Origin of the sequence: Burkholderia anthina, from assembly GCF_001547525.1 — a bacterium.
Lineage (GTDB): Bacteria > Pseudomonadota > Gammaproteobacteria > Burkholderiales > Burkholderiaceae > Burkholderia > Burkholderia semiarida.
On sequence record NZ_CM003768.1, the window covers coordinates 3,097,775 to 3,123,364 of the forward strand.

Below are 25,590 nucleotides of genomic sequence, written 5' to 3' on the forward strand. Positions count from 1 at the left end.
TTCATTTCGGCATCAGTTTTTCGATTGCCTGTGCAACAGGGTCGATGACATGTTCGTTGACGGCATCACCGGCCTTTTTTGCATATTCCACGGTATTGTCGACGTATTGCTTGCCTACGCCGACACCACTGTCGAACGCCTGGGAGAACGTCCTCACATCGCCCCATTCCTGGGCGTTAGGTTGCTTGAGGATATAGTACATGTCGACAGGCCCGAGCCCGGCCAGACCGCCGTCGAGATAGGCGAGAGGGTGGGTCTTGAACGCGTATGTCTTGAAGGTGTCGTCGTCCAGTTCGAGCGAGTACTGCGGCACGTTCATCGAGCAGCTTCCGCTGTTCGGCTTCTTGCCCCGGATCGAAATGGTGTCGCCGCGCATGTTCTGCTGCAAACCTTGTTCCAGGTAATGCTGCAGGAACCAGCGTGCGCTCGCAAGCCACGCCTTGCCCTTGTCGCTCAATTGCGGAAGCAGGTATTTACCGTAATTCGAGCAGTAGTAGTAACCGTAACTCACGTAATATCCCGGCGGCTTATGCCCGCACCCGATATGACGCATCATGAAATTGCCGTGGCGGGACCAGTCGGAATCGGTGCTTTCGGCTTGTATCAGGTTCTCCCGCCGATGCAGCAGGTCACGGGCAACTTTCGTGTCTTTCCACGGATCCCATGACGTCGCGAATTTCTTGACGGTCGCCCAAATACTCGACGTGCTGACCTTTTCGACCGTTTCCCAGTATTCGCCATGCAGTGGCCGGTAGTAGTACGGACAGGTTCCAATAATGGAATCCGCCGCCGGCGTCACATGCTTGTCGCAGATGTTGATCTGCACCTTCGGCCGATCCTGGTATCCCGTCGGGGTGAGCATCGCCGCACCTGTCCCGAGCACCTTGTCCTGTTGTCCGTCAGCCATTCGATTTCCCCAGAAACTTGACGACGACGTCGTGCGGCACGTGGCTCTGCGTGAGCCCCGTCTCGCCGGCCGCGTTGGTGACGCCCTCCGAGATCAGCTTGCCGTTCGAGAACATCTGGTACCGCGTGTTCGCGACCGGAATGTCGGTGCCGGCCCAGTGCGCGATGAACGCCTGGTCGTAGTTGCCGCTGGAGTTCGGCAGCGTCGGCATCGTTTGCGACAGGTGGGTGGGGCCGCTGAACGCATGCTGCGCGCCCTTGATGTCGATCTTGCCGGGCGCGTGCACCTCGATGTTGCCGTCCGCGATGCGGATATAAGCGCCGCCGGACGTCAGCAGGATCTCCTTCGCCGCGGCGCCTTCGACCGATTGCGTGACGGCGAGCAGCTTCAGCGCCTTCTGCGCGGTCAGCTCGATGTTGTCCGCCTGCGCCTGCACTTCGACCTTGCCCTTGCCGGCGAACAGCTTCATCCCCGCGTTCTGCGCGAACAGGCTGATCCGGTCGAGGACACTGGCGATCAGCGATTTGCCGGCGGCGACGTGCGTGCTTTGCCCGCTGACGAGGTTGATGTGCTGGTCCGCGGCAAATTGCGCGGATTGCTGCGTGGACAGCCCGATGCCGGCCGGGCTGCCGAACAGCATCACGGGCTCCTTGAACGCATTGGCCGAGCCGGTTCCGCCTCCTGCGGTCCTGCCGCCGGCGCTGCTGCCGCTCACGCTGTGCTGCGTCGCATCGCTGAACTGCTTCAGCGCCGTGTGGCCGGCGTCGAGCGACGCCGCCTGATGCTGCGTACTGATCTCCGACATCGCCTCCATCAGGCCTTCCGCCCGGACGAGCTGCTGTTGCGTTTCCTGAACGTCGAGCGGCTGGCTTGCCGCCTGCTTCGGATGCGTCGTCACATACAGCCCGCGGTTCGCGCGCACCGCGCCGTATGCGTCGGAACGCAGGTCGAAGCCGCTGCCGAGATAGCTGCCGCGGTTATTGCCCGTGTGGTCGATCAGGTAGCCGAGGTGCAGGTGCGTGTTGGCCTGGCTGCTGTACAGGTGCACGCGGTTCTGTGCGGTCGCGTCGTCGAGCACCAGCTGGTTGTAGCCGGCGCCCGCATATTCCTTTGACCGGTATCCGGACAGGAGCCCGTTGCTGTGCCATTGCGGACGCGTCGCGCCGTTGTACACCTTGCCGACGATGATCGGTCGATCGCAGTCGCCGCCGACGAAGTCGACCAGCACTTCCTCGCCACTGCGGTGCGGGTGAACGGCACCGTAGCCGTTGCCCGAATCCGACGCCGTGGCGCGCAGCCAGCACGACGCCTTTTCGTCGCCGTCGTTCACGCGGTCCCAGTGGAATCGGACCTTGACCCGGTTGAGCTCGTCCGTGTGAACCTCTTCGCCCTGCGGGGCGACGACGATCGCCGACTGCAGGTGCATCGGCGGCTTCGCATGCTCGAACGGGCTGCGGAACGGCACCGTCGTGCGCTGCGCTTCGATGCGGATCTGAAAGAAGCCCTCGCTTCCGTCGGGATGACGCACGCGCGACAGGTCGGTATCGGTTGCCTGCATGAGGCGGCCGATCTCGGCCTGCAGGCTGTGCGGGAAAACGGCCGACTCGTCGGCCACGGGCAGGTTGTTGACGATGACCCACGTCGTCTCGATCACGGCGAATTCGCGTTGACCGGCATCGTCCTTGTCGTGTTCGGGATGATCGGCGAACTCGAACGTGCGTCCCGCATCCATGCGTCGCACGCCGCCGACACCGTGAAAGCGCTTGGCGTGCGATTCCTGTTCCTCCATCCAGATCTTCGACAGATGGTCGCCGCGCGACTGTTCGGGATACGTGTAAGCACCCGTGTATTCGTAGACTTCGAGTTGCCCCGGCAGGTCGCCCTGGTTCGCGATCGTCGGCGTGTGAGTGGCCTTCGGATTCGACGCGGTGGGCGGCTGCTTGTAGTCGAACGTGCGGGTAGTGCGCGCGACGCTTCGCAGCGTGCGCGTACCGGCGAACTGGACGAGCGTGTCGGCTTCGTCGCCCGCGCCCGCGTGATGAAAGCGCACGGTTCGCGGCGACAGCGCGGGCAATGCATCGAGGCGATCGACGATGACGAGCCGGTGCGACTTGCCGTCGTCGTCCTGTTCCCAGAAACCGTACAGGCCTTCCGATTCCATCAGGCGATGGACGAAATTCCAGTCGTCCTCGTATTGCATGCAGAACGAGCGCGACGGCAGCGGCTGGTAGAGCTTGAACGTGAAGCGGCCCTTGGCCTGCGGGTGCTGGTTCAGCACGTCGGCGATGATGTCGTCTGCCGACCGGTCCTGCCAGATGCGCTGATCGCGGCGGAACTTCAGGAAGTGCAGGAACGACGCAAAAACGACCTGATAGTGCGTGAGGCCGCTGTCCGATCCGAGCCGGCGGACCGCATGCACGTAGCCGTGGTGTGGCGCGTACGATTGGTCGGCCTGCTGGATCCACAGCGTGACCGGCTGCGCGATCAGTTTCTTGAGTTCGACGTCGTCGGATACCGACACGGTATCGACGGTGAACTCGAAATGGCGTCCGAGCCGCGACCGGCCCGTGACCCGCTGCGGCAACAGGACGTCAGGGCCGAGCGGGGTATCCAGCTTGACGAGGCGCTGGTGCTGGACCGGTCCGGCCAGCAACGCGCTTCTTGACGCTTGCGAATTCATCACCAGGGCTCGCTTTGTTGTGCTGTTTTGCTGGTTCGCACGCTCTCTCGTGCGGAATCCGGTAATTGTATGAGATAAACGGTTTTATCTCGAATTTGCGGGCCGGCCGCGCCCGGCCGTTCAGCCCGCCGCGTCTTCCGCCTTCCAATCCCCCGACTTCCCGCCGCGTTTCTCCCGCACGCTCACGTCGGTGATCACCATTCCGCGATCGACGGCCTTGCACATGTCGTAGACGGTCAGCAGCCCGACCTGGACGGCCGTCAGCGCTTCCATCTCGACGCCGGTCCGGCCGAACGTCTCGACCTGCACGACGCAATGCACGGCCGGCAGCGCGTCGTCGAGTTCGAAGTCGACGGCCACGCGCGTGAGCGCGAGCGGGTGGCACAGCGGGATGAGGTCGGCCGTGCGTTTGGCACCCTGGATCGCCGCGATGCGCGCGACGCCGAGCACGTCGCCTTTCTTCGCCTTGCCGTCGCGGATCAGCGCGAACGTGGCCGGCAGCATCCGGATCGTGCCCCGCGCGATCGCGATGCGCCGGGTTTCCTGCTTGTCGCCGACGTCGACCATGTGCGCATGGCCGGCGGCATCGAAATGGGTGAGTCCTGACATGTCTTCCTCTTGTGAGAACGGAGTGCGCGCGCACGTCCGTCGATCGCTGCTTCACGATCGGCCGGGTACCGGAACCCATGCCGACGCGGCGAACCGATCCAGCCTCGCGACGGGCGCCTATCATAGCAGCGGCGTCTGCGTCGCCGGGGGCGCAGATGACGCTCGCGCGGCACGGGACAGTCGTCGCGGCGCCGGTACAATGACCCGAATATTCAGACCAAACGCCGCGATGCGCGCCGCTCGCGCGGGACGGCGTCGTTTTCATCCTGCCATGCGTGTCAAACAGTTGCTTGCCGTGTCGCTGTCGGCGGCGCTCGCGCTGCCGCCGGGCGGCCATGCTCAGAGCGCATCCGCGCCACCGCTCGAGCCGGCGGCTGGCGGCGGGACGTCGATTTCCACCGTGCCGTCCGGCATCGCGACCGGCGTGTTCGGTACATACGGCGGCGCGGAGAGCCGATTCTCGGGCGCGGCCGGTGCGTCGGCGCCCGTCGCGAGCTTGCGCGCGCCGCTGCGTGCACTGGAGCTGCCCGATCTCGGCGATGGCTCCGGCGGTTCGCTGACGCCGCGAGCCGAGCGCCGGCTCGGCGAGCGCGTGATGCGCGAAGTGCGGCGCGATCCCGACTATCTCGACGACTGGCTCGTGCGCGACTACCTGAACGCGATGGCGGCGCGGCTCGCGGCCGCGGCGGCCGCGCGCTACATCGGCGGCTACACGCCGGACTTCGACCTGTTCGCGGTACGCGATCCGCAGATCAACGCGTTCTCGATGCCGGGCGGCTTCATCGGGATCAACAGCGGGCTGGTGGTGACGACGCAGACGGAATCGGAGCTCGCATCGGTGGTCGGCCACGAGATGGGCCACGTGCTGCAGCGGCACATCGCCCGGATGATCGGCGCGAACGAGAAGACCGGCTACACGGCGCTCGCGACGATGCTGCTCGGCGTGCTGGCCGGCGTGCTCGCGCGCAGCGGCGATCTCGGCAGCGCGATCGCGATGGGCGGGCAGGCGTATGCGGTCGACAACCAGTTGCGCTTCTCGCGGTCGGCCGAGCGGGAGGCCGATCGCGTCGGCTTCCAGCTGCTCGCAGGCGCCGGCTACGACCCGTACGGGATGCCGGGCTTCTTCGAGCGGCTCGACCGCGCGTCGATGGGCGATGCGGGCGTGCCGGCCTATGCGCGCACGCACCCGCTGACCGGCGAGCGGATTGCCGACATGGAAGATCGCGCGCGCCGCGCGCCGTACCGGCAGCCGCGCCAGTCGGCCGAATACGGGTTCGTGCGTGCGCGTCTTCGCGTGCTGCAGAACCGGGCGCCGACCGACATCTCGGCCGAGGCGCGGCGGATGCAGCTCGAGATCGACGATCGCACCGCGCCGAACGTCGCGGCGAACTGGTACGGCATCGCGCTCGCGAACACGCTGCTCGGCCAGTACGACACGGCGGACAAGGCGCTCGCGTCGGCGCGCGGCGCGTTCGACGCGCGCGAGCGGCGCGACGACGATCCGGCGACGAGTTCGCCGAGCCTCGACGTGCTGGCCGCCGACATCGCCCGCCGCGCGGGCCGCACCGACGACGCGGTGCGGCTCTCGGCGCTCGCGCAGCGGCGCTGGCCGGCGTCGCACGCGGCGATCGTCGCGCACCTGCAGGCGCTGCTCGCCGCGCGCCGTTTCGCCGAAGCGCAGACGCTCGCCCGGGCGCAGGCGAAGGCCGACCCCGAACAGCCGGACTGGTGGGATTACCTCGCGAAGGCGAGCGACGGCAAGGGCGACGTGCTCGCGCGGCGCCGGGCGCTGGCGGAGAAACTGGCGCTCGACGGCGCGTGGCCGTCGGCGATCCGGCAACTGAAGGAAGCGCGCGACGCGAAAGACGTGTCGTTCTACGAGCAGTCGATCATCGGCGCGCGGCTGCTGGAATTCGAGGCGCGCTACAAGGAAGAGCGCGACGACGAGAAGAACGGCCGCGGATAGCGGCCGCCACGGGGCGAACGCCGACGGCGCCGGGGCGGGTCAGTTGCCGCTGCCGGCGGCGTCGCGTGCGTGGCGCGCCGGGCTCGCGACGTAGCCGAACCGCGCGGGCACGTCGGCGCAGGCGATGCTGCCGAGCGGCAGCGTGCGGCCGTCGCGCCAGCGCAGCACGGGCGGCTCGGCATCGAAATCCGCGTGATCGGCGAATAGCCCGAGATCGTGGTCGTGCAGCGCCGCGATGCGCGGGGGTGTGCCGGCCTCGCGAAACAGCACGCCGCCGCCGTCGTCGAGCCAGGCTGCGTCCGGTTCGAACGGGGCGCCCGTCTGGTCGGTGAGCGCGAGCTGCCCGTCGCGTTCGGCGAGCCGCACGATCCACGGCGTATAGGCGAGTTCGACGTATACGCGCTGCGGCCCGTTCTGGAAGAACCACTGGCCCTGCGCGTCGCATGCGTAGTTGCGGCCGATGAACGCGTTCAGCGCCGCATGCCGGACCGGCGAGCCGAGCTCGCCGGCCGCCTGCGCCGCGTCGTCGCGCAGCCGCCATGTGCCGCGCCGGTCGAGCAGCAGCCAGCCGGTGCAATGCGGCACGTTCGGCCATTTGGCGAGCGCCTGCCTGACGATGTCATCCATGGTCGACGAATTTCGAGCAATAGCCGAACACCCGCGCCGACAGCCAGTCGAGGCGGCCGGGGAACGGGCCGGTCATGAAGCCCGCATGGCCGCCGTGCGCGGGCTGGTCGAGCTCGACGGCCTGCGACACGTCGGCGGCGCCCGGCAGCGCGGACTCGGGCAGGAACGGATCGTTGCGCGCGTTGAGGAGCAGCGTGGGCACGTCGATCGCGCGCAGCAGCGGGCGGGTCGTGGCCTGTGTCCAGTAGTCGTCCGCGTTCGCGAAGCCGTGCAGCGGTGCGGTCACGACTTCGTCGAAGTCGCGCATCGTCACGGCCCGCAGCATCGCATCGCGGTCGAACAGCCCCGGATACTGCTCGAGCTTCGCGAGTCCCTTGCGTTTCAGCGTCTTCAGGAAGCTGCGCGTGTAGACCATCGCGAACCCCTGCGACAGCGCGCGGCCGCCCGCGTGCACGTCGATCGGCGTCGAGATCGCGGCGGCGGCGCGCACGATCGACGTGTCGCTGCGATGCTCGCCGAGCCAGCGCAGCAGCACGTTGCCGCCGAGCGATACGCCGGCCGCGACCAGCGGCCCGCGATGCTGCCCGGCGAGCCGGCGCAGGATCCAGTCGACCTCGGCGCTGTCCGCGAGATGGTAGAAGCGCGGCTGGCGGTTGATCTCGCCACTGCAACTGCGAAAGTGCGGGACGACGGCGTGCCAGCCCTTCGCGCGCGCGGCGGCCATCATCGCGAGCGCGTAGTGCGAGCCGGAGCTGCCTTCGAGGCCGTGGAACAGCACGAACAGCGGCGCGTCGGGCGCCGGCGCCGCGCTGTCGAGGTGCGCGACCCAGTCGAGATCGATGAAGTCGTGATCGGGCGTTTCCCATCGCTCTCGCCGGTAGGCGACAACCGGACGCCGCGCGAACAGCGCGGGCACGATGGTTTGCACATGGCTGTTGGGTAGCCAGCGCGGTGCGCGATAGCGCAGTGTGTCGTCGGCGGGGGCCGGGGCCCCGGTCAGCGGCGAGGTGGGCGGAGAAGCCGTACTCATGATCGCCCCGCTAATGCGTTGCTTCGTTTTTCGTCAGTGCAGCGGACCCTGCCCGTGACGGATCTTCGCGGCGAATTGTCCGGCCGCCTGTTCGGGAATCGGGCTCGCGTGGATGTGCGCGATCCGCCACTCGCCACGTTCGTGGATCATCACGTACGTCGCGAAAACCATGTCGGGTTCGGCCGTCAGGTCGGCCTGCTGATGCGCTTCGGCGATCGTATAGACGACCGTGCCGAGGCTGTCGTACACGCGGATGTCGAGCGGCTCGATCGTGACCGGGCGCGTCGCGAGCCGGTTGGCGAGCCCGCCGCGGATCTGGTCGAGGCCGTGCAGATGCTCGCCGTCCGCCCATACGCAGCTGGCGAAATCCTCGTCGATCCACAACGCCAGCAGCGCGTCGAGATTGGCATCCGCGACGGCCTGGTAGTAGGCGTTCAGCGTATCGGCAGCGGCTTCGAAGAGGCGGGCAAAACGTGGCATCGGGGTTGTCTCTCGCGCGCGTCGCGCGCCGTATTCAGCGCGGCGGCCCGGATGGAGCCGCCGCACACCGGTGAATCGGATTGCCCGGCGCGCCGTGCGACGCTGCCGGCCAGGGTCAGCGCTGCCCGACGAGCATGCCGCGCAAATCGCCGAATACCTGCTCGGGACCGAGTTCGCGCAGGCACTTCAGGTGGCCGAGCGGGCACTCGCGTTCGAAGCAGGGACTGCATTCGAGATGTAACCATTGTACCTTCGCCAGGTCCGACAGCGGAGGGGTATGGCGCGGATCGGTCGATCCGTACAACGCGACGAGCGGCCGGCGCAACGCGGCCGCGACGTGCATCAGCCCCGAATCGTTGGTGACGACGGCGTTCGCGCGCGCGATCAGCGCGCACGCCTCGGACAACGACGTCTGCCCGCACAGGTTGCGCACGTTCGGCGCGTGGTCGGCGATCGCCTGCGCGGCCGCGGCGTCCTTCTGCGAGCCGAGCGCGACGATCTGCGTATACGGGAACGATTGATGGACGATGGTCGCGAGCGACGCGAAGTGCTCGGGCGGCCAGCGCTTGGCCGGGCCGTATTCGGCGCCCGGGCAGAACACGACGAGCGGCTTGCGTGTATCGAGATTGAAACGTGCGGACACGCGCGCCGTCTCGTTCAGGTCGGCGTCGAGGCGCGGCGCGGGCAGGGTTTTCATCGACTCGGGCAGCTTCGCGCCCGGCGCGTACGCGAGCGCCGCGTAGTGCGTCGTCATCGGCGGCCGCTCGCCCGATTTGTCGGGGTTCGCGTGCCGCACGTTCAGCAGCCCGTAGCGGTGCTCGCCCGTATAGCCGATCCGCAGCGGGATGTTCGCGAGCCACGGGATCACCGCGGACTTCAGCGAATTCGGCAGCACGTACGCCGCGTCGTAGCCGACGTCGCGCAGGTCGCTCGCGAGCTGCCAGCGGCGCAGCAGCTGCAGCTTGCCGTGCGCGAGATCGGTCGCGTGGACATCGTGGATCTCGGGCATCCGCTCGAGCACGGGCGCGACCCACGACGGTGCGACGGCATCGATCGCGATGCGGGGATGGAGTTTCTTCAGCAGCGCAAAAAGCGGCTGCGCCATCAATGCGTCACCGATCCAGTTCGGTGCGATAACCAGCGCTCGACGCATCAGGTCGACTTCCGATGTCGTAATGAAGCACGGCGCGCGGGCGCCGCGTTCGGGTTGCCAGAATGGGAAAGGGCGGCGCGCCGGGCGTCCGGCTGCGCCGCCTTGCGGGTCGGCGGGCCGTGAGGCCCGGCGCCGGGGCTCAGTGGCCCTTGACGACCTCGCCGTCGCGCAGCTTGTAGCGCGTGCCGCAGTACGGGCAGCGCGCCTCGCCGTGCGACACGTCGATGAACACGCGCGGGTGCGCGTTCCAGCGCGTCATGGCCGGGTTCGGGCAGTAGGCGGGGAGATCCTTGGCCGTCAGCTCGACCAGCGGCATTTCCTTGATTTCGCTCATGAGACTTTCTCTTGTCACTCTTTGTGTGGGGCGGTCGGTGGCGCGGCGCGCTCAGACCTTCGTCAGCCAGTGCGCGTACTTCGCGTTCTTGCCCGACACGATATCGAAAAACGCCGACTGGAGCTTTTCCGTGACGGGGCCGCGCGCGCCGCTGCCGATCGTGCGGTTGTCGAGCTCGCGGATCGGCGTGACTTCGGCGGCCGTGCCGGTGAAGAACGCTTCGTCGGCCGTGTAGACCTCGTCGCGCGTGATGCGCTTCTCGATGACCTCGATGCCGGCGTCCTTCGCGAGCGTGATGACCGTGTCGCGCGTGATGCCGTCGAGGCACGACGACAGGTCGGGCGTGTACAGCTTGCCGTTGTTCACGAGGAAGAAGTTCTCGCCGGAGCCTTCGGACACGTAGCCGTCGACGTCGAGCAGCAGCGCTTCGTCGTAGCCGTCGGCCGTTGCTTCCTGGTTCGCGAGGATCGAGTTCACGTACCAGCCCGACGCCTTCGCGCGCACCATCGACACGTTCACGTGGTGGCGCGTGAACGACGACGTCTTCACGCGGATGCCCTTGGCGAGGCCGTCCTCGCCGAGGTACGCGCCCCACGGCCACGCGGCGATCGCGACGTGGATCGTGTTGCCCTTCGCGGCCACGCCGAGCTTTTCGGAGCCGACCCAGATGATCGGGCGCAGGTAGCACGACTCGAGCTGGTTCTCGCGCACGACCGCGAGTTGCGCGGCTTCGAGCGTTTCGCGGTCGAACGGCACGTCCATCTGGAAGATCTTCGCCGAATTCAGCAGACGTTTGGTGTGCTCGCGCAGGCGGAAGATCGCGGTGCCGCCGTCGGCCGTCTTGTACGCGCGCACGCCCTCGAAGACGCCCATGCCGTAGTGCAGCGTGTGGGTCAGGACGTGGATCTTGGCGTCGCGCCAGTCGATCAGCTTGCCGTCCATCCAGATCTTGCCGTCGCGGTCGGCCATTGACATACGATTCTCCTGGAAGCGGTGATGTGCTGCGGGTGGTGTGCAGCGTTGAGCCGGAAAGACGCTTATTTTAGCGTCATTTGGGGGCGATCCGGTCGGACGGCACGGAGCCGGCGCTATAATCGTCCGGTACCGATTCCAATAACGACGGGCCGCACCGGCAGGAGGCGCCGGCGTCCCGACGAACCGCCCGCCGCGGCCCGCTTTCCCATGCTCGCTCGATTGTCCGCCACCGACCGCTTCGCGCTGATTCAGGGCGCGCGCGACTATTCCCCGACACTGATGGCGATCCTGTCCTGGGGGCTCGTCACCGGCATCGCGATGAGCAAGTCCGTGATGACGCTCGGGCAGGCGAGCGCGATGTCGCTGTTCGTCTACGCGGGCTCGTCGCAGCTCGCCGTGCTGCCGCTCCTCGCGGCGAAGCTGCCGATCTGGACCGTGCTGCTCACGGCCGCGATGGTCAACCTGCGCTTCGTGATCTTCAGCGCCGGGCTGGCGCCCCATTTCTCCTACCTGCCGCTGTGGCGGCGTCTCGCGATCGGCTATTTCAACGGCGACGTGATCTACCTGCTGTTCCAGAAACAGGGCTTCGCGTACGGCCGCGTGCCGGGCAAGGAAGCGTATTTCTGGGGGATGGCGCTCGCGAGCTGGGCGTCGTGGCAGGTGTCGTCGCTCGCCGGCATTCTGCTCGCGAGCGTCTTTCCCGCGAGCTGGGGGCTGGAACTGGCCGGCACGCTCGCGCTGATTCCGATCATGGTGTCGGCAGTCGCGAACCGCTCGACGCTCGCGGCGGTCGCGGTCGCGGGCATCGTGTCGCTGATCGCGTTCGACCTGCCGTACCGGCTCGCGCTGCCGCTCGCGGTGCTCGCCGCGCTCGCGGCCGGCTGCACGGCCGACTTCTTCGTCGAGCGGGCCGACTGGCGGCGCATCCGTACCGAAACCGTGCATGAAAAGGAAATCGAATGAGCGCGACCGAGATCTGGATCGTCATCGTCGGGATGACGATCGTCACGGCCGTCACGCGCGCGCTGTTCCTGATCGGCGGCGAGCGCACCGTGCTGCCCGAACGCGCGCAGCGCGCGCTGCGCTACGCGCCGGCCGCCGCGCTGGTCGCCGTCGTGCTGCCCGATGTGCTCGAAACGCCGGCCGGGCTGTCGTTCGCGCTGTCCAACCATCCGTTCTATGCGGCGCTCGCCGGCCTCGGCTGGTTTCTGTGGCGGCGCAGCATGCTCGGCACGATCGTCGTCGGGATGCTCGTGTTCACCCTCCTGCGCCTGCTCTTCTGATGGGCCGCCGTTCCGGTTCGGCGCGTGCCGTCCGGCTGCGCGCACGCATTGTTGCGTCGCAGCAATGCGTCGCTGCCGGCGCGTCATCCCAAATAGGCGGAATTCGCCGCCGCACGGGTCAGTCTGCCGGGTGGATCGGCTAGAATGCCCGTTCGAGATTTTGACCCGTGCGCGTCATGCGAACCGCCAGCCACGGCCGCATCCGGCGCCCTTTTGCGGCAGCCCGCGCACGTCCAGCGTGAACCCCTTTTCCCCATCCACTACTTCAATCTGTTCAACATGAGCCAAGTCAAGCGTCTTACCGACCTGATCGCCGCCGGCCAGCTCGCCGGCAAGCGGGTGTTCATCCGCGCCGACCTGAACGTCCCGCAGGACGATCACGGCAACATCACCGAGGACACGCGCGTGCGTGCGTCCGTGCCGGCCATCCAGGCCGCGCTCGACGCCGGCGCGGCCGTGATGGTCACGTCGCACCTCGGCCGTCCGACCGAAGGCGAATTCAAGCCGGAAGACTCGCTCGCGCCAGTCGCGAAGCGTCTCGCCGAACTGCTCGGCCGCGACGTGCCGCTGGTGTCGAACTGGGTCGAGAACGGCGTGAACGTCGCGCCGGGCCAGGTCGTGCTGCTCGAGAACTGCCGCGTGAACAAGGGCGAGAAGAAGAATTCGGACGAGCTCGCGCAGAAGATGGCGAAGCTCTGCGACGTGTACGTGAACGACGCGTTCGGCACCGCGCACCGCGCGGAAGCGACCACGCACGGGATCGCGAAGTACGCGCCCGTCGCCTGCGCGGGCCCGCTGCTGGCCGCCGAACTCGACGCGCTCGGCAAGGCGCTCGGCAACCCGGCGCGCCCGCTGGTGGCGATCGTCGCGGGTTCGAAGGTGTCGACCAAGCTGACCATCCTGAAGTCGCTGGCCGGCAAGGTCGACCAGCTGATCGTCGGCGGCGGCATCGCGAACACGTTCATGCTCGCGGCCGGCCTGTCGATCGGCAAGTCGCTCGCGGAAGCCGATCTCGTCGCCGAGGCGAAGGCGATCATCGACGAAGCGCGCGAGCGCGGCGCGTCGGTGCCGATCCCGACCGACGTTGTCACCGCGAAGGAATTCTCGCCGACGGCCGCGGCCACGGTGAAGCAGGTCGCCGACATCGAAGCGGACGACATGATCCTCGACATCGGCCCGGATACGGCCCGCGCGCTCGCGAGCCAGCTCGAGAAGGCCGGCACGATCGTGTGGAACGGCCCGGTCGGCGTGTTCGAATTCGACCAGTTCGGCAACGGCACGAAGACGCTCGCCGAAGCGATCGCCAAATCGTCCGCGTTCTCGATCGCGGGCGGCGGCGACACGCTCGCGGCCATCGCGAAGTACGGCATCCACGACCAGGTCAGCTACATCTCGACGGGCGGCGGCGCCTTCCTCGAGTTCCTCGAGGGGAAGAAGCTGCCGGCGGTGGAAGTGCTCGAAACGCGGGCGGCCTGAGCGTGGCGGCGCGCGCAGGGGTGAAGGCCGCGCGCTCCGCGAAAGCGGAGCAGCCGGCCGGCGCGGGCAAGCGCACACGCGCGCCCGCGCGGGCGAACACCGCCCCGCGCGCACCGGCGGCCGCCGGCGACGCGGCCGTGCAGCACCACGAGATTCAGAACAAAGCGATGCCGGGCGCCAGCACCGGCACGCTCCCCGGAGCGGCGGCCGCTGGGCCTGCCGCTTCCGGCTCTCGCAGCGTTTCACCCAGCGCATCCACCTTGATCCAGATGAGGAGTTTCATGCAGCGCGCCACCAAGATAGTCGCCACGATCGGCCCGGCTTCCAGTTCGCCGGAGATTCTGCTGCAGATGATGCAGGCCGGGCTCGACGTCGTGCGGCTCAATTTTTCGCACGGCACGGCCGACGATCACCGCCAGCGCGCCGAAATGGTGCGCGAGGCCGCCCGCAAGGTCGGCCGCGAGATCGCGATCATGGCCGACCTCCAGGGCCCGAAGATCCGCGTCGGCAAGTTCGAGAACGGCAAGACCACGCTCGTGCCGGGGCAGCCGTTCATTCTCGATGCGGGCTGTGAGCTCGGCAACGACGAGCGCGTCGGCCTCGACTACAAGGAGCTGCCGCGCGACCTGAAGCCGGGCGACCTGCTGCTGCTGAACGACGGCCTGATCGTGCTGACCGTCGAGCGCGTGCTCGGCGACGAGATCCACACGATCGTCAAGGTGGGCGGCGAGCTGTCGAACAACAAGGGGATCAACCGCCAGGGCGGCGGCTTGTCGGCCCCGGCGCTGACCGCGAAGGACATGGAAGACATCCGCACCGCGATGTCGCTCGGCGCGGACCTCGTCGCGGTGTCGTTCCCGAAGAACGCGACCGACATGGAAATGGCGCGCCAGCTCGCGAACATCGCGGGCGCGCCGTACGGCATCAAGCCGAAGATGATCGCGAAGATCGAGCGCGCGGAGGCGATCCCGGCGCTGCAGAGCATCCTCGACGCATCCGACGGCATCATGGTCGCGCGCGGCGATCTCGCGGTGGAAGTGGGCAATGCGGCCGTGCCGGCGCTGCAGAAGCGGATGATCCGGATGGCGCGCGAGTCGAACAAGCTCGTGATCACCGCGACGCAGATGATGGAATCGATGATCTACGCGCCGGTGCCGACCCGCGCGGAAGTGTCGGACGTCGCGAACGCGGTGCTCGACGGCACGGATGCGGTGATGCTGTCGGCCGAGACGGCCGCCGGCAAGTATCCGGTCGTCACGATCGAGACGATGGCGGCCGTGTGCGTCGAGGCGGAAAAGTCGGAAGAAGTCGAACTGGACAAGGATTTCCTCGACCGCACGTTCACGCGGATCGACCAGTCGATCGCGATGGGCGCGCTGTTCACCGCGTACCACCTGGGCGCGAAGGCGATCATCGCGCTGACCGAATCGGGCGCGACCGCGCTGTGGATGTCGCGTCACTACACGCACGTGCCGATCTTCGCGCTGACGCCGCGCGTCGGCAGCGAGCGCACGATGGCGCTGTACCGCAACGTGACGCCGCTGCACGTCGACTTCAACAGCGACCGCGATTCGGCGCTGCAGGCGGCGCTCGAGATCGTCGTCAAGCAGGGCTACGTGCAGCACGGCGACATGGTCGTGCTGACCGTCGGCGAGCCGATGGGGCAGGCGGGCGGCACCAACACGCTGAAGATCGTGCGGGTCGGCGAGCACTATTGAGCGCCGGCTGAGCCTTCTCGAGCCGGCCCGCGAGCCGGCGGCCAGATCGGCCGGAATCGAACTGGCACCGTTTTTTTACGCGCAAGCCGCGCGGGGTCCGAAGCCCCGCGCGGCTTTTTTTCTCCTTTTTGGCCGGATTGTGCCGTGCGAACGTAACAAATTGCGAGCGGGGGCCACCGGGCGGTCGGAATCGGAGGCGCTTCGCGATAAAATGCGGCTATTCGACGCTCAGCCGCGCCGCGCCGTCCCGGTTCAGCCGGGAGCGAGCGCCGCGCCGGCGTCAGGGCGCACCGGTTTTCATTCCAAGGAGTTCCACAATGCCTCTCGTATCAATGCGTCAATTGCTGGACCACGCGGCAGAGCACGGTTACGGCCTGCCGGCCTTCAACGTGAACAATCTGGAGCAGGTTCAGGCGATCATGGCGGCGGCGGACCAGGTCGGCGCGCCCGTGATCATGCAGGCATCGGCCGGCGCGCGTAAGTATGCGGGCGAGCCGTTCCTGCGCCACCTGATCGAAGCAGCGGTCGAATCGTATCCGCACATCCCCGTCGTGATGCACCAGGATCACGGCCAGTCGCCGGCGGTCTGCATGGCCGCGATCCGCAGCGGCTTCACGAGCGTGATGATGGACGGTTCGCTCGAAGCCGACGGCAAGACGGTCGCGTCGTACGAGTACAACGTCGACGTGTCGCGCAAGGTCGTCGAGATGGCGCACTCGATCGGCGTGACGGTCGAGGCCGAGCTCGGCGTGCTCGGCTCGCTCGAGACGATGAAGGGCGACAAGGAAGACGGCCACGGCGCGGAAGGCACGATGACCCGCGAGCAGCTGCTGACCGATCCGGAGCAGGCCGCCGACTTCGTGAAGCTCACGCAGTGCGATGCGCTCGCGATCGCGATCGGCACGTCGCACGGCGCGTACAAGTTCACGAAGAAGCCGACGGGCGACATCCTGTCGATCCAGCGCATCAAGGAAATTCACGCGCGCATCCCGAACACGCACCTCGTGATGCACGGTTCGTCGTCGGTGCCGCAGGAGCTGCTGGCCGAGATCCGCGAATTCGGCGGCGACATGAAGGAAACCTACGGCGTGCCGGTCGAGGAAATCCAGGAAGGCATCAAGCACGGCGTGCGCAAGATCAACATCGACACCGACCTGCGTCTCGCGATCACCGGCGCGATTCGCCGCTACCTGTTCGAGAACCCGGGCAAGTTCGATCCGCGCGACTACCTGAAGCCCGCGCGCGAAGCGGCGAAGAAGGTCTGTGTCGACCGTTACCTCGCGTTCGGCTGCGAAGGGCAGGCCGCGAAGATCAAGCCGGTGTCGCTCGACAAGATCGCCGAGCAGTACAAGTCGGGCGCGCTCGCACAGGTCGTGCGCTGAGACTGTAGTACGATTGCCCCGCCCGGTTCTGCCGCCGGGCATGGGCTGGCCGCCTGGCTGGCCGGATCCGATCCGGCCCCGGCAGCCGTTCCGTCCGGCCGAACGAGGGCCGGCCGGCAGCCGTCCGGGCGCTGCGCCCGCCGGTTCGCCGACGTATTGCAAGACCGCCGTTCCCGCCTGCCGCGGGGAACGGCGTTTCCCTTTTTGTTTGGCTCCTTATCTGCGAAAAGACGATGTCTACCCTTTACGAATCCACGCTCCGCTCGCTGCCGCTCCTCGGTCGCGGCAAGGTTCGCGACAACTACGCGGTCGGCAACGACAAGCTCCTGATCGTCACGACCGATCGCCTGTCGGCCTTCGACGTGGTGATGGGCGAGCCGATTCCGAACAAGGGCCGCGTGCTGAACCAGATGGCCAACTTCTGGTTCGACAAGCTCGCGCACATCGTGCCGAACCACCTGACGGGCGACGCGCCGGAAGCGGTCGTCGCGGCCGATGAGGTCGAGCAGGTGAAGGGCCGCGGCGTGGTCGTCAAGCGCCTCGAGCCGATCATGATCGAAGCGGTCGTGCGCGGCTACCTGGCCGGCAGCGGCTGGAAGGAATACCAGGCGTCGGGCGCCGTGTGCGGCGTGCAGCTGCCGGAAGGCCTGCAGAACGCGCAGAAGCTGCCCGAGCCGATCTTCACGCCGGCCGCGAAGGCCGAGATGGGCGAGCACGACGAGAACATCACGTTCGAGGAAACCGAGCGCCGCATCGGCACCGAGCTGGCCGCGACGATCCGCGACATCTCGATCCGCCTGTACAAGGAAGCGGCCGACTACGCGGCGACGCGCGGCATCATCATCGCCGACACGAAGTTCGAATTCGGCCTCGACAACCACGGCAAGCTGTACCTGATGGACGAAGTGCTGACCGCCGATTCGTCGCGCTTCTGGCCGGCCGACCAGTACCAGGTCGGCACCAATCCGCCGTCGTTCGACAAGCAGTTCGTGCGTGACTGGCTCGAGGCGCAGCCGTGGGGCAAGACGGCGCCGGCGCCGGCGCTGCCGGCCGACGTCGTCGAGAAGACGGCCGCGAAGTACCAGGAAGCGCTCGAGCGCATCACGGGGCAGTCGCTCGCCTGACCAGAGCTTTGCATGGGACCGGAGTAAGTGCTAAAGCACTAACTCCGGTCGACAGGAACACACGAAATGAATGAAAAGCAAACCGCCCACACGCACAGCGCGCCGCTCGTCGGCGTGCTGATGGGTTCCAGTTCCGACTGGGACGTGATGAAGCATGCGGTCGCCATCCTGCAGGAATTCGGCGTGCCGTACGAAGCGAAGGTCGTGTCCGCGCACCGGATGCCCGACGAGATGTTCGACTATGCGGAGAAGGCGCGCGAGCGCGGGCTGCGCGCGATCATCGCGGGCGCCGGCGGCGCCGCGCACCTGCCCGGCATGCTCGCCGCGAAAACCACGGTGCCCGTGCTCGGCGTGCCGGTCGCGAGCAAGTACCTGAAGGGTGTCGATTCGCTGCACTCGATCGTGCAGATGCCGAAGGGCGTGCCGGTCGCGACGTTCGCGATCGGCGAGGCCGGCGCCGCGAATGCCGCATTGTTCGCGGTGTCTATCCTGTCCGGTAATTCGGTCGACTACGCGAACCGGCTCGCCGCGTTCCGCGTGCGCCAGAACGAAGCCGCGCATGCGATGGTGCTGCCGCCGCTCGAATGACGGCATGGCGCGCGGCCGCATGACGCGGCCCGCGCCGGATTTTCCCCACTGCGGCGGGCATCCGCGTTCCGCCGCGACCGACCACTGACATGACCGCAACTCCTGATTCCGTTTCCCCGATCCTGCCCGGCGCGTGGCTGGGCATGGTCGGCGGTGGCCAGCTCGGCCGCATGTTCTGCTTTGCCGCCCAGTCGATGGGCTATCGCGTCGCCGTGCTCGACCCCGATCCGGCGAGCCCCGCGGGCGCGGTCGCCGATCGCCACCTGCGCGCGGCGTACGACGACGAAGCCGCGCTCGCCGAACTGGCCGGCCTGTGCGACGCGGTATCGACGGAATTCGAGAACGTGCCGGCCGCGAGCCTCGATTTCCTCGCGCGCACGACGTTCGTCGCGCCGGCCGGCCGCTGTGTCGCCGTCGCGCAGGACCGGATCGCGGAGAAGCGTTTCATCGAGGCATCGGGCGTGCCGGTCGCGCCGCACGTCGTGATCGAATCGGCGGCGGCGCTCGCCGCGCTCGACGATGCCGCGCTCGGCGCCGTGCTGCCGGGCATCCTGAAGACGGCCCGCCTGGGTTACGACGGCAAGGGCCAGGTGCGCGTCGCCACCGCGCAGGAAGCACGCGACGCGCATGCCGCGCTCGGCGGCGTGCCGTGCGTGCTGGAGAAGCGCCTGCCGCTGAAATACGAAGTGTCGGCGCTGATCGCGCGCGGCGCGGACGGCCGTTCGGCCGCGTTCCCGCTCGCGCAGAACGTGCATCACAACGGCATTCTCGCGTTGACGGTCGTGCCGGCGCCGGCCGCCGATGCGGCGCGCGTCGAGGAAGCGCAGCAGGCGGCCATCCGGATCGCCGATACGCTCGGCTACGTCGGCGTGCTGTGCGTCGAATTCTTCGTGCTGGAGGACGGCTCGTTCGTCGCGAACGAAATGGCGCCGCGCCCGCACAACTCCGGCCACTACACGGTCGATGCGTGCGCGACGAGCCAGTTCGAGCAGCAGGTGCGCGCGATGACGCGCATGCCGCTCGGCAATCCGCGCCAGCATTCGCCGGCCGCGATGCTGAACATCCTCGGCGACGTGTGGTTCCCCGACGGCGCGGCGGCCGAGGCCGTCACGCCGCCGTGGGACACGGTCGCCGCGATGCCGGCCGCGCACCTGCACCTGTACGGCAAGGAAGAAGCGCGCGTCGGCCGCAAGATGGGCCACGTGAACTTCACGGCCGAGACGCGCGACGAAGCCGTCGCCGCCGCCCACGCGTGCGCGCAACTGCTGCGCGTGCCGCTCGACTGAGGCGCGGGCCGATGTCCATCGATCTCCCAAAGCACGTGACGCCCGCGCAGATCGACGCGGCCGCCGCGTTGCTCGACGCGGGCCAGCTCGTCGCGTTTCCGACCGAAACCGTGTACGGGCTCGGCGGCGACGCGGCGAATCCCGAAGCCGTCGCGCGCATCTATGCGGCGAAGGGGCGGCCCGCGAACCATCCGGTGATCGTGCATCTGCCGCCCGGCGGCGATCCCGGCTACTGGGCCGACGGTCTGCCGGCCGACGCGCAGGCGCTGATCGATGCATTCTGGCCGGGGCCGCTCACGCTGATCTTGAAGCGTCACGCGCGCATTCCCGACGCCGTCAGCGGCGGCCAGGATTCGGTGGGGCTGCGCTGCCCGTCGCATCCGGTCGCGCAGGCGCTGCTGGCCGCGTTCAGCGCGCGGCGCGGCGGTCACGGCGGCGTGGCCGCGCCGTCCGCGAACCGGTTCGGCCACGTGAGCCCGACGACCGCGCAACACGTGCGCGACGAATTCGGCGACACCGTGCACGTGCTCGACGGCGGCGCGTCCGACGTCGGCATCGAGTCGACGATTCTCGACCTGTCGCGCGGTTTCCCGGCGCTGCTGCGCCCGGGCCACGTGACGCCGCAACAGATCGCCGACGTGCTCGGCCGCGCGCCGACACTGCCGGACGGCAGCGATGCGACCGCACCACGCGCGTCCGGCACGCTGAAAGCGCATTACGCGCCGCGCACGCCGCTCGCGCTGCTGCCGTTCGACGCGCTCGAGCCGCTGCTCGCGGCCGCGCAAACCGACGGCGAACGCGTCGCGCTCGTCGCGCGTGCGTCACGGGCAGGGCACTGGGCGCAGGCCGACGGCGTGCATTTCATCGCGGCGCCGGAAGATCCGCAGGCCTATGCACGCGATCTGTACGGGATGCTGCGGGCGCTCGATCGCGCGCAGGTCGCGCGCATCCTCGTCGAGAAGCTGCCCGAGACCGTCGAATGGATCGCGGTCAACGATCGCCTCGGCCGCGCGGCGGCCGCGTTCGAAGCGCGCGACTGACGCATCCGTCCTCATCCGTCCGCACCAACAAAAAACGCCCGACCGGCGAACCCGGTCGGGCGTTTCGTTGGGGCGCGTGGCCGGCGGCTTACTTGCCGACGCCCGCCTTCGCGATCTGCTGTTCGACGTACTGCGCGAACAGCGCATGCAGGCGCGTCGTCGGGTGGACCGTGTCGGCGAACATGTAGGTCTGGTCCGCATTCGCGACCGTGTAGTTCTGCGGCGAGCAGAACAGCGACGAGCCGAACGCGGTCGCGTTCGCGACGCCGTACTGCGTGGCGGCCTGGACCATCGCCTTCAGGTTGCACGCGGTGTCGGTATTCGACACGCTGAAGCCGTTCGCCTGGAAGTTGGCCGCGATGCCGTCCTGCCACGTGAACGAATCGACCACCGCGACCTTCGTCGGGTCGACCTTCAGCGCGGCGAGCGTGCCGGCCAGCGTCTTGTTGAACAGCCCCGACAGTTGCGTGAACGCGGCCTGCGTGCCGCCCTGCAGCGCGAGCGGCGTGCCGCCGATGTCCGGCACGTTCGCGACGAACACGTGCGTGGCGCCCGCCGCGACGATCTGCTGGACGATCCCGCCGAGTTGCTGCGCGGCCAGGCCGATCGCCTGGGCCGCGGCGAGCTGCGCGGCCGGCGTGTTGCCTTGCGCCTGCGCGACCTGCGCCTGGTAGAAGATGTCGTTCGCGCCGCCGTTGATCAGCACGATCTGGCCGGCGTTGAAGCTGCCGTGCTGCGTCAGGTACTGCTTGACCTGGTCGGCGATCGGCGTGGTGGTCGCCTGCGCGTAGTCGGAGTTCGGCACGCTGGCGTCCGCATGGCCGATGCCCGGCTGCAGCGTCACGCGCGAGCCGCCCTGCGCGTAGCCGAGGCCGCCGGTGGCCTGCAGCGGGATGCCGAAACCGCCCTGGTTCGCGGGCTGCAGCGTGTCGCCGTAATATTGCGCGACGTTCTGCGTCCATACCTGGCCCGGGTTGGTCGTGAAGCGGCCGCCGCCGAAGCCGAGCTTGATCTGCGAGTAGGTGCCGACGTCGGACAGGCTGTCGCCGAACGACACGATCTGCATCTTCACGCCCGACGGCGGCGTGTTCGACGCGCTGCTGTTGTTGTCGTCGCCGCCGCCGCACGCGGCGAGCAGCGCGAGCGCGGCGCCGGCGATCGCGATCTGCGCGGTGCGCAGCATGCGCTGACGCGTGCGGGAAGGTGCGTGTTGTTGTGTCTGCATCGTTCTATCTCCTCGTAGATATGGCCTGATGTGTTTCTCATCTGCCGCGTGCCTGCTCGGTTCCGGGCTGCGCGGCGGCCGTTGGCTGAAACGGTTTATCGGTCGCGCACGGCCGCTGTCGGCACGGTGCGCGGATCCTGGTTCGCGGCCTCGGCAATCTGCGCATGATAAGCGCTCGCCCATTCGGGCGGGCCGAAAATCGCGCGCAGCTTGTTGCGCCATCCGCCAACGCGCCACGCGTCGGACGCCATCGACACCCACTCGTGGAACGTCGCGACGAACGGGTTGTTCGAGCCGAGCCGCTCGACGATCCCGTACCGCGGCGGATCGTCGGGCGTTTCCTCGACATAGCTGCCGAACAGGCGATCCCAGATCACCAGGACGCCTGCGTAATTGCGGTCGATGTAGCGGGGATTGCGCGCGTGGTGCGCGCGGTGGATCGACGGCGTGTTCAGCACGTATTCGAGCCAGCCGAGCTTGCCGATCGCCTGCGTGTGCACGAAGAACTGGAACGCGAGGTTGATCAGCACGATGCCGACGACCTGTTGCGGCGGAAAGCCGGCGAACGCGAGCGGCAGCCAGAACAGCCACATGCCCGCGACCGGATACATCAGGCTCTGGCGGAAGGCGGTCGAGAAGTTCATCCGTTCGGACGAGTGGTGCACGACGTGCGCGGCCCACAGCCAGCGCACGCGATGGCTCGCGCGATGAAACACGTAGTAGAGGAAGTCCTGCGCGACGAACAGCACCGCGAACGACAGCCAGCCGTCGTGCCACGTGTGGACGCGATAGTGCCGGTAGCAGTACGCATAGACGGGAATCACGAACAGCCACGCGAGCTTGTCGGCGGCCTGGTGCATCAGCGCGAGCGCCGCGTTGCACAGCGTGTCGCGCCACGCATAGATGCGGTCCTGCGCACGGGTGCGGGCGAGGTGCCAGGCCTCCCACGCGATGCAGAGCAGGAAGACGGGCGCCAGCGCGAGCAGAAGCAATTCGACGTCGAATCGCATGGGCGTGTCTCCTTCGTTCCCCTGCAAGCCTTGAGGCCGGGCGTATGGCCCGTTGTAGATATCGTCAGGCCAACAGCCTACGCAATCGCCACGCGCTAGGCGAGGGGGCAGCGTAGAGGGTTCCCTCTGAGGACAGGGTTTCTACGGAATCCGTACTGCACGGGGCCCGGCGGTACGGCCCCGTTTTGTGGGGCACGGCGCGCGCGCGGGGTATCGCGCGAGGGTGGCGGGGGCGTTTCAAACCGCGCGGGGCGCGGCGTGGGCCGCCCGGGCCGCCCTGTCGGGACGGCCCGATGCACGATGCGCGGATCGTCAGTGCGCGCCCGCGTAGATCCACTCGAGCAGCGTGTCGTGCGCGGCGCGCGCAGCTTCCGCGTGATCGTCGTTGATGAAGCTGACGACGACGTAGCTCTGCCCGTCCGCCCCGGCGACGTAGCCGGCGATCGCGCGCACGTCGCGCAGCGTGCCGGTCTTGATGTGCGCATTGCCGAGCACGCCCGCGTTGGTGAGGCGGTTCTTCATCGTGCCGTCGATGCCCGCGATCGGCAGCGAATCGACGAACGCCTGCGCGACCGGGCTCGCGTTCGCGGCCTGGAGCAGCGCGGCGAGCGACAGCGCGCTCACGTGCTCTTCGCGCGACAGTCCCGAACCGTTCTCGAGCACGAGGTCGGGCATCGCGATGCCGTTCTTCTGCAGGAACGCCTGGATCGCGCGGCTCGATTGCTCGGGCGTCGCGGGCGGCTTGCCGCTGACCGCGCCGATCGTCAGGAACAGGTTGCGCGCCATCACGTTGTTGCTGAACTTGTTGATGTCGTAGACGATGCTGCCGAGCACCGGGCCGTGATGCACGGCGAGCGGCCGTGCGGTGGTCGGCACCTTGCCTTCGCTCACCGGCCCCGCGATCGTGCCGCCGTCCTGCTGCCATAGCGCGAGGAAGCCGCGCGCGAAGAACGTGGTGTGATCGAGGATCGCGAGGTTGGTCGTGTGCGCGCCGCAGCGCAGCGGGTAGTCGCCGGCGAACGACGCGGTCATGATCCCGCCGCCGGCCGTCAGCGTCGGGCGCGCGGCCGCGGCGGCCGCGCTGCACGAGCCGGCGCCCTCGACGAGCCGGTTGTCGATCGACAGGTCGGCGAGCGGCGGCAGCACGTCGACGGCGACCTTGCCGTCGTCACCCGGCGTGACCGTGAACGACACGGCCTTGAACGCGTACAGCAGCGGATCGGGGCCGACGTTGTACGGCGCGCTCGCATCGTCGTCGAACGACGGCAGGTCGCGCGTCGACGCCGCGAAATAGCTCTTGTCGAGCACGAGGCCGCCGGCCACGCGCTTCACGCCGGCCTTGCGCAGCTTGTCGACGAGGTCGATCAGCTCCTCGGGCACGAGCTTCGGATCGCCGGTGCCCTTGATGTACAGGTTGCCCTGCAGCGTGCCGTCGGGATCGACCGTGCCGTCCGTGTACGCGGTGGTGCGCCAGCGGTAGTCGGGGCCGAGGATCGACAGGCCCGAGAAGGTCGTCACGAGCTTCATCGTCGAGGCCGGCATCATCGGCCGGCTCGCATTCCATGCGATCAGCGGCTGCGGATCGCCGACGCGCTCGACCACGACGCTCATCGCCGACGCCGGCACCTTCGCGCGCTGCAGCGCGACGAGCACGGACGCAGGCAGGCCGGCCGCGCGTGCGGCGGGCGACACGACGGCGGTCTTGCGCGCTTCCTTGTGGGATTTCTTGCGGGCCTGCGCGGACGGTGCGAACGCGAGGGCCGTGCAGGTGGCGACGACGGCGGCCGCGCGCAGGCAGACGCGGGCGCGCGGGGCGAACCGGGCGGAAAGATCGGAAATCGGCATGGGCGAATACGGGAAAAGCAGGGGCTCGGGCAGGGCGCGCGCGGGCGCCGAAGCGCACATTGTAGAGACAAGTCGGGGCAGGTCCCTTGCAATCCGCCTTACTGTTGCATTGCACGGTGCCGCGCGCGCGATTCGCGGCGCTACAATGGTCGCCGTGTTTGATTCGCCCCATGGATGCCTGTCGCGATGCGGATTCTGCTTGTCGAAGATGATCGAATGATTGCCGAGGGCGTGCGCAAGGCGCTGCGCTCGGACGGCTTTGCGGTCGACTGGGTGCAGGACGGCGACGCGGCGCTCACGGCGCTCGGCGGCGAGACGTACGACCTGCTGCTGCTCGATCTCGGCCTGCCGAAGCGCGACGGCATCGACGTGCTGCGCACGCTGCGCGGGCGCGGGCTGGCGCTGCCGGTGCTGATCGTCACCGCGCGCGATGCGGTCGCCGATCGCGTGAAGGGGCTCGACGCCGGCGCCGACGACTATCTCGTCAAGCCGTTCGACCTCGACGAGCTGGGCGCGCGGATGCGCGCGCTGATCCGCCGTCAGGCCGGGCGCAGCGAGTCGCTGATCCGCCACGGCGCGCTGACGCTCGATCCGGCTGCGCATCAGGTGACGCTCGACGGCGCGCCCGTCGCGCTGTCCGCGCGCGAGTTCGCGCTGCTCGAGGCGCTGCTCGCGCGGCCGGGCGCGGTGCTGTCGAAGAGCCAGCTCGAGGAGAAGATGTACGGCTGGGGCGAGGAGATCGGCAGCAACACGGTCGAGGTCTATATCCACGCGCTGCGCAAGAAGCTCGGCTCGGACCTGATCCGCAACGTGCGCGGGCTCGGCTACATGGTCGTCAAGGAAAGCTGACGC

24 protein-coding genes are annotated in these 25,590 nt (G+C 68.2%); 11 read left to right on the forward strand and 13 right to left on the reverse strand.

The window, feature by feature from the left end:
* Nucleotide 1 precedes the first annotated feature (1 nt).
* The 3 genes from WS64_RS14140 to moaC form a co-directional block, all read right to left on the reverse strand.
* Complete coding sequence (locus tag WS64_RS14140; RefSeq protein WP_060966704.1) at nucleotides 2-907, reverse strand: hypothetical protein; 906 nt, start codon at nucleotides 905-907, stop codon at nucleotides 2-4.
* On the reverse strand, nucleotides 900-3,587 hold the full coding sequence (locus WS64_RS14145) for a type VI secretion system Vgr family protein (protein WP_060966705.1): 2,688 nt from the start codon (nucleotides 3,585-3,587) through the stop codon (nucleotides 900-902). Before WS64_RS14145 ends, WS64_RS14140 begins: the two co-directional genes overlap by 8 nt.
* A 120-nt stretch (nucleotides 3,588-3,707) precedes the next feature.
* The gene (gene moaC / locus WS64_RS14150) at nucleotides 3,708-4,196 is read right to left on the reverse strand and encodes a cyclic pyranopterin monophosphate synthase MoaC (protein ID WP_059643063.1); all 489 of its coding nucleotides are present in this window, start codon (nucleotides 4,194-4,196) and stop codon (nucleotides 3,708-3,710) included.
* Nucleotides 4,197-4,467: 271 nt separating this feature from the next.
* Here moaC and WS64_RS14155 point away from each other — a divergent pair, with 271 nt between their 5' ends.
* Nucleotides 4,468-6,162, forward strand: a complete 1,695-nt coding sequence (locus WS64_RS14155) for a M48 family metalloprotease (RefSeq protein WP_060011305.1) — start codon at nucleotides 4,468-4,470, stop codon at nucleotides 6,160-6,162.
* A 39-nt stretch (nucleotides 6,163-6,201) separates the two neighbouring features.
* Here WS64_RS14155 and WS64_RS14160 read toward each other — a convergent pair whose 3' ends face one another.
* From WS64_RS14160 to WS64_RS14185, 6 genes are all read right to left on the reverse strand, one after another.
* Entirely contained in the window at nucleotides 6,202-6,789 is a 588-nt protein-coding gene (locus WS64_RS14160) for a DUF2946 family protein (protein WP_060966706.1), read from the reverse strand.
* Entirely contained in the window at nucleotides 6,782-7,819 is a 1,038-nt protein-coding gene (locus WS64_RS14165) for a hydrolase (RefSeq protein WP_060966707.1), read from the reverse strand. The genes WS64_RS14160 and WS64_RS14165 overlap by 8 nt, the downstream gene beginning before the upstream one ends.
* Before the next feature lie 33 nt (nucleotides 7,820-7,852).
* Nucleotides 7,853-8,299, reverse strand: coding sequence for a nuclear transport factor 2 family protein (locus WS64_RS14170; RefSeq protein ID WP_006477934.1), 447 nt, complete (start codon nucleotides 8,297-8,299; stop codon nucleotides 7,853-7,855).
* Between the two features lie 115 nt (nucleotides 8,300-8,414).
* The gene (waaF, locus tag WS64_RS14175; protein WP_059578574.1) at nucleotides 8,415-9,452 is read right to left on the reverse strand and encodes a lipopolysaccharide heptosyltransferase II; all 1,038 of its coding nucleotides are present in this window, start codon (nucleotides 9,450-9,452) and stop codon (nucleotides 8,415-8,417) included.
* Nucleotides 9,453-9,591: 139 nt separating this feature from the next.
* On the reverse strand, nucleotides 9,592-9,786 hold the full coding sequence (locus tag WS64_RS14180) for a zinc-finger domain-containing protein (RefSeq protein WP_006482499.1): 195 nt from the start codon (nucleotides 9,784-9,786) through the stop codon (nucleotides 9,592-9,594).
* A gap of 51 nt (nucleotides 9,787-9,837) precedes the next feature.
* Nucleotides 9,838-10,761 carry a branched-chain amino acid transaminase gene (locus WS64_RS14185; RefSeq protein ID WP_059643070.1) on the reverse strand — a complete coding sequence of 308 codons (924 nt, stop codon included), beginning with the start codon at nucleotides 10,759-10,761 and terminating at the stop codon, nucleotides 9,838-9,840.
* A gap of 207 nt (nucleotides 10,762-10,968) precedes the next feature.
* On the opposite strand from WS64_RS14185, the gene WS64_RS14190 reads away from it, so the two are divergent.
* From WS64_RS14190 to WS64_RS14200, 3 genes are all read left to right on the forward strand, one after another.
* Nucleotides 10,969-11,724: an AzlC family ABC transporter permease gene (locus WS64_RS14190; RefSeq protein WP_059578571.1), complete on the forward strand. Its 756-nt coding sequence runs from the start codon at nucleotides 10,969-10,971 to the stop codon at nucleotides 11,722-11,724.
* A complete protein-coding gene (locus tag WS64_RS14195) occupies nucleotides 11,721-12,044 on the forward strand; it encodes an AzlD domain-containing protein (RefSeq protein WP_059643073.1) in 324 nt (107 codons plus the stop codon). Before WS64_RS14190 ends, WS64_RS14195 begins: the two co-directional genes overlap by 4 nt.
* A 279-nt stretch (nucleotides 12,045-12,323) precedes the next feature.
* Nucleotides 12,324-13,520, forward strand: a complete 1,197-nt coding sequence (locus WS64_RS14200) for a phosphoglycerate kinase (protein WP_059643076.1) — start codon at nucleotides 12,324-12,326, stop codon at nucleotides 13,518-13,520.
* Nucleotides 13,521-13,674: 154 nt separating this feature from the next.
* Here the strand turns inward: WS64_RS14200 and WS64_RS35505 are convergent, their stop codons facing one another.
* Nucleotides 13,675-13,803: a hypothetical protein gene (locus WS64_RS35505; protein WP_023476234.1), complete on the reverse strand. Its 129-nt coding sequence runs from the start codon at nucleotides 13,801-13,803 to the stop codon at nucleotides 13,675-13,677.
* Between WS64_RS35505 and pyk the strand changes: the two genes are divergently transcribed.
* The 6 genes from pyk (at nucleotide 13,802) to WS64_RS14230 (ending at nucleotide 20,658) form a co-directional block, all read left to right on the forward strand.
* Nucleotides 13,802-15,238: a pyruvate kinase gene (pyk, locus tag WS64_RS14205; RefSeq protein WP_050014704.1), complete on the forward strand. Its 1,437-nt coding sequence runs from the start codon at nucleotides 13,802-13,804 to the stop codon at nucleotides 15,236-15,238. The two genes, WS64_RS35505 and pyk, sit on opposite strands and share 2 nt — an antisense overlap.
* 317 nt (nucleotides 15,239-15,555) lie before the next feature.
* Entirely contained in the window at nucleotides 15,556-16,620 is a 1,065-nt protein-coding gene (gene fba, locus WS64_RS14210; RefSeq protein WP_059578563.1) for a class II fructose-bisphosphate aldolase, read from the forward strand.
* Nucleotides 16,621-16,853: 233 nt separating this feature from the next.
* Entirely contained in the window at nucleotides 16,854-17,744 is an 891-nt protein-coding gene (locus WS64_RS14215; protein ID WP_059643078.1) for a phosphoribosylaminoimidazolesuccinocarboxamide synthase, read from the forward strand.
* 66 nt (nucleotides 17,745-17,810) lie between these two features.
* Nucleotides 17,811-18,332 carry a 5-(carboxyamino)imidazole ribonucleotide mutase gene (purE, locus tag WS64_RS14220; RefSeq protein WP_060315125.1) on the forward strand — a complete coding sequence of 174 codons (522 nt, stop codon included), beginning with the start codon at nucleotides 17,811-17,813 and terminating at the stop codon, nucleotides 18,330-18,332.
* An 89-nt stretch (nucleotides 18,333-18,421) separates the two neighbouring features.
* Nucleotides 18,422-19,618, forward strand: a complete 1,197-nt coding sequence (locus tag WS64_RS14225) for a 5-(carboxyamino)imidazole ribonucleotide synthase (protein WP_060966708.1) — start codon at nucleotides 18,422-18,424, stop codon at nucleotides 19,616-19,618.
* A gap of 11 nt (nucleotides 19,619-19,629) precedes the next feature.
* Entirely contained in the window at nucleotides 19,630-20,658 is a 1,029-nt protein-coding gene (locus WS64_RS14230; protein ID WP_060966709.1) for an L-threonylcarbamoyladenylate synthase, read from the forward strand.
* 88 nt (nucleotides 20,659-20,746) lie between these two features.
* Here the strand turns inward: WS64_RS14230 and WS64_RS14235 are convergent, their stop codons facing one another.
* From WS64_RS14235 to dacB, 3 genes are all read right to left on the reverse strand, one after another.
* Nucleotides 20,747-21,883, reverse strand: a complete 1,137-nt coding sequence (locus WS64_RS14235; protein ID WP_059643092.1) for an SGNH/GDSL hydrolase family protein — start codon at nucleotides 21,881-21,883, stop codon at nucleotides 20,747-20,749.
* Between the two features lie 95 nt (nucleotides 21,884-21,978).
* Complete coding sequence (locus WS64_RS14240; RefSeq protein WP_059578550.1) at nucleotides 21,979-22,893, reverse strand: sterol desaturase family protein; 915 nt, start codon at nucleotides 22,891-22,893, stop codon at nucleotides 21,979-21,981.
* A gap of 312 nt (nucleotides 22,894-23,205) precedes the next feature.
* A complete protein-coding gene (gene dacB / locus WS64_RS14245; RefSeq protein ID WP_060315131.1) occupies nucleotides 23,206-24,738 on the reverse strand; it encodes a D-alanyl-D-alanine carboxypeptidase/D-alanyl-D-alanine endopeptidase in 1,533 nt (510 codons plus the stop codon).
* Between the two features lie 186 nt (nucleotides 24,739-24,924).
* Between dacB and WS64_RS14250 the strand changes: the two genes are divergently transcribed.
* Nucleotides 24,925-25,587 (forward strand): response regulator, encoded by a 663-nt coding sequence (locus tag WS64_RS14250; protein WP_050014536.1) that lies wholly within the window; start codon nucleotides 24,925-24,927, stop codon nucleotides 25,585-25,587.
* Nucleotides 25,588-25,590: the final 3 nt, after the last annotated feature.

Excerpts from the sequence above, each read along its gene's own strand:
- WS64_RS14140 (WP_060966704.1), bottom strand. The coding sequence starts at position 907 with ATGGCTGACGGACAACAGGACAAGGTGCTCGGGACAGGTGCGGCGATG.
- WS64_RS14145 (WP_060966705.1), bottom strand. The coding sequence starts at position 3,587 with ATGAATTCGCAAGCGTCAAGAAGCGCGTTGCTGGCCGGACCGGTCCAG.
- moaC (WP_059643063.1), bottom strand. The coding sequence starts at position 4,196 with ATGTCAGGACTCACCCATTTCGATGCCGCCGGCCATGCGCACATGGTC.
- WS64_RS14155 (WP_060011305.1), top strand. The coding sequence starts at position 4,468 with ATGCGTGTCAAACAGTTGCTTGCCGTGTCGCTGTCGGCGGCGCTCGCG.
- WS64_RS14160 (WP_060966706.1), bottom strand. The coding sequence starts at position 6,789 with ATGGATGACATCGTCAGGCAGGCGCTCGCCAAATGGCCGAACGTGCCG.
- WS64_RS14165 (WP_060966707.1), bottom strand. The coding sequence starts at position 7,819 with ATGAGTACGGCTTCTCCGCCCACCTCGCCGCTGACCGGGGCCCCGGCC.
- WS64_RS14170 (WP_006477934.1), bottom strand. The coding sequence starts at position 8,299 with ATGCCACGTTTTGCCCGCCTCTTCGAAGCCGCTGCCGATACGCTGAAC.
- waaF (WP_059578574.1), bottom strand. The coding sequence starts at position 9,452 with ATGCGTCGAGCGCTGGTTATCGCACCGAACTGGATCGGTGACGCATTG.
- WS64_RS14180 (WP_006482499.1), bottom strand. The coding sequence starts at position 9,786 with ATGAGCGAAATCAAGGAAATGCCGCTGGTCGAGCTGACGGCCAAGGAT.
- WS64_RS14185 (WP_059643070.1), bottom strand. The coding sequence starts at position 10,761 with ATGTCAATGGCCGACCGCGACGGCAAGATCTGGATGGACGGCAAGCTG.
- WS64_RS14190 (WP_059578571.1), top strand. The coding sequence starts at position 10,969 with ATGCTCGCTCGATTGTCCGCCACCGACCGCTTCGCGCTGATTCAGGGC.
- WS64_RS14195 (WP_059643073.1), top strand. The coding sequence starts at position 11,721 with ATGAGCGCGACCGAGATCTGGATCGTCATCGTCGGGATGACGATCGTC.
- WS64_RS14200 (WP_059643076.1), top strand. The coding sequence starts at position 12,324 with ATGAGCCAAGTCAAGCGTCTTACCGACCTGATCGCCGCCGGCCAGCTC.
- pyk (WP_050014704.1), top strand. The coding sequence starts at position 13,802 with ATGCAGCGCGCCACCAAGATAGTCGCCACGATCGGCCCGGCTTCCAGT.
- WS64_RS35505 (WP_023476234.1), bottom strand. The coding sequence starts at position 13,803 with ATGAAACTCCTCATCTGGATCAAGGTGGATGCGCTGGGTGAAACGCTG.
- fba (WP_059578563.1), top strand. The coding sequence starts at position 15,556 with ATGCCTCTCGTATCAATGCGTCAATTGCTGGACCACGCGGCAGAGCAC.
- WS64_RS14215 (WP_059643078.1), top strand. The coding sequence starts at position 16,854 with ATGTCTACCCTTTACGAATCCACGCTCCGCTCGCTGCCGCTCCTCGGT.
- purE (WP_060315125.1), top strand. The coding sequence starts at position 17,811 with ATGAATGAAAAGCAAACCGCCCACACGCACAGCGCGCCGCTCGTCGGC.
- WS64_RS14225 (WP_060966708.1), top strand. The coding sequence starts at position 18,422 with ATGACCGCAACTCCTGATTCCGTTTCCCCGATCCTGCCCGGCGCGTGG.
- WS64_RS14230 (WP_060966709.1), top strand. The coding sequence starts at position 19,630 with ATGTCCATCGATCTCCCAAAGCACGTGACGCCCGCGCAGATCGACGCG.
- WS64_RS14235 (WP_059643092.1), bottom strand. The coding sequence starts at position 21,883 with ATGCAGACACAACAACACGCACCTTCCCGCACGCGTCAGCGCATGCTG.
- WS64_RS14240 (WP_059578550.1), bottom strand. The coding sequence starts at position 22,893 with ATGCGATTCGACGTCGAATTGCTTCTGCTCGCGCTGGCGCCCGTCTTC.
- dacB (WP_060315131.1), bottom strand. The coding sequence starts at position 24,738 with ATGCCGATTTCCGATCTTTCCGCCCGGTTCGCCCCGCGCGCCCGCGTC.
- WS64_RS14250 (WP_050014536.1), top strand. The coding sequence starts at position 24,925 with ATGCGGATTCTGCTTGTCGAAGATGATCGAATGATTGCCGAGGGCGTG.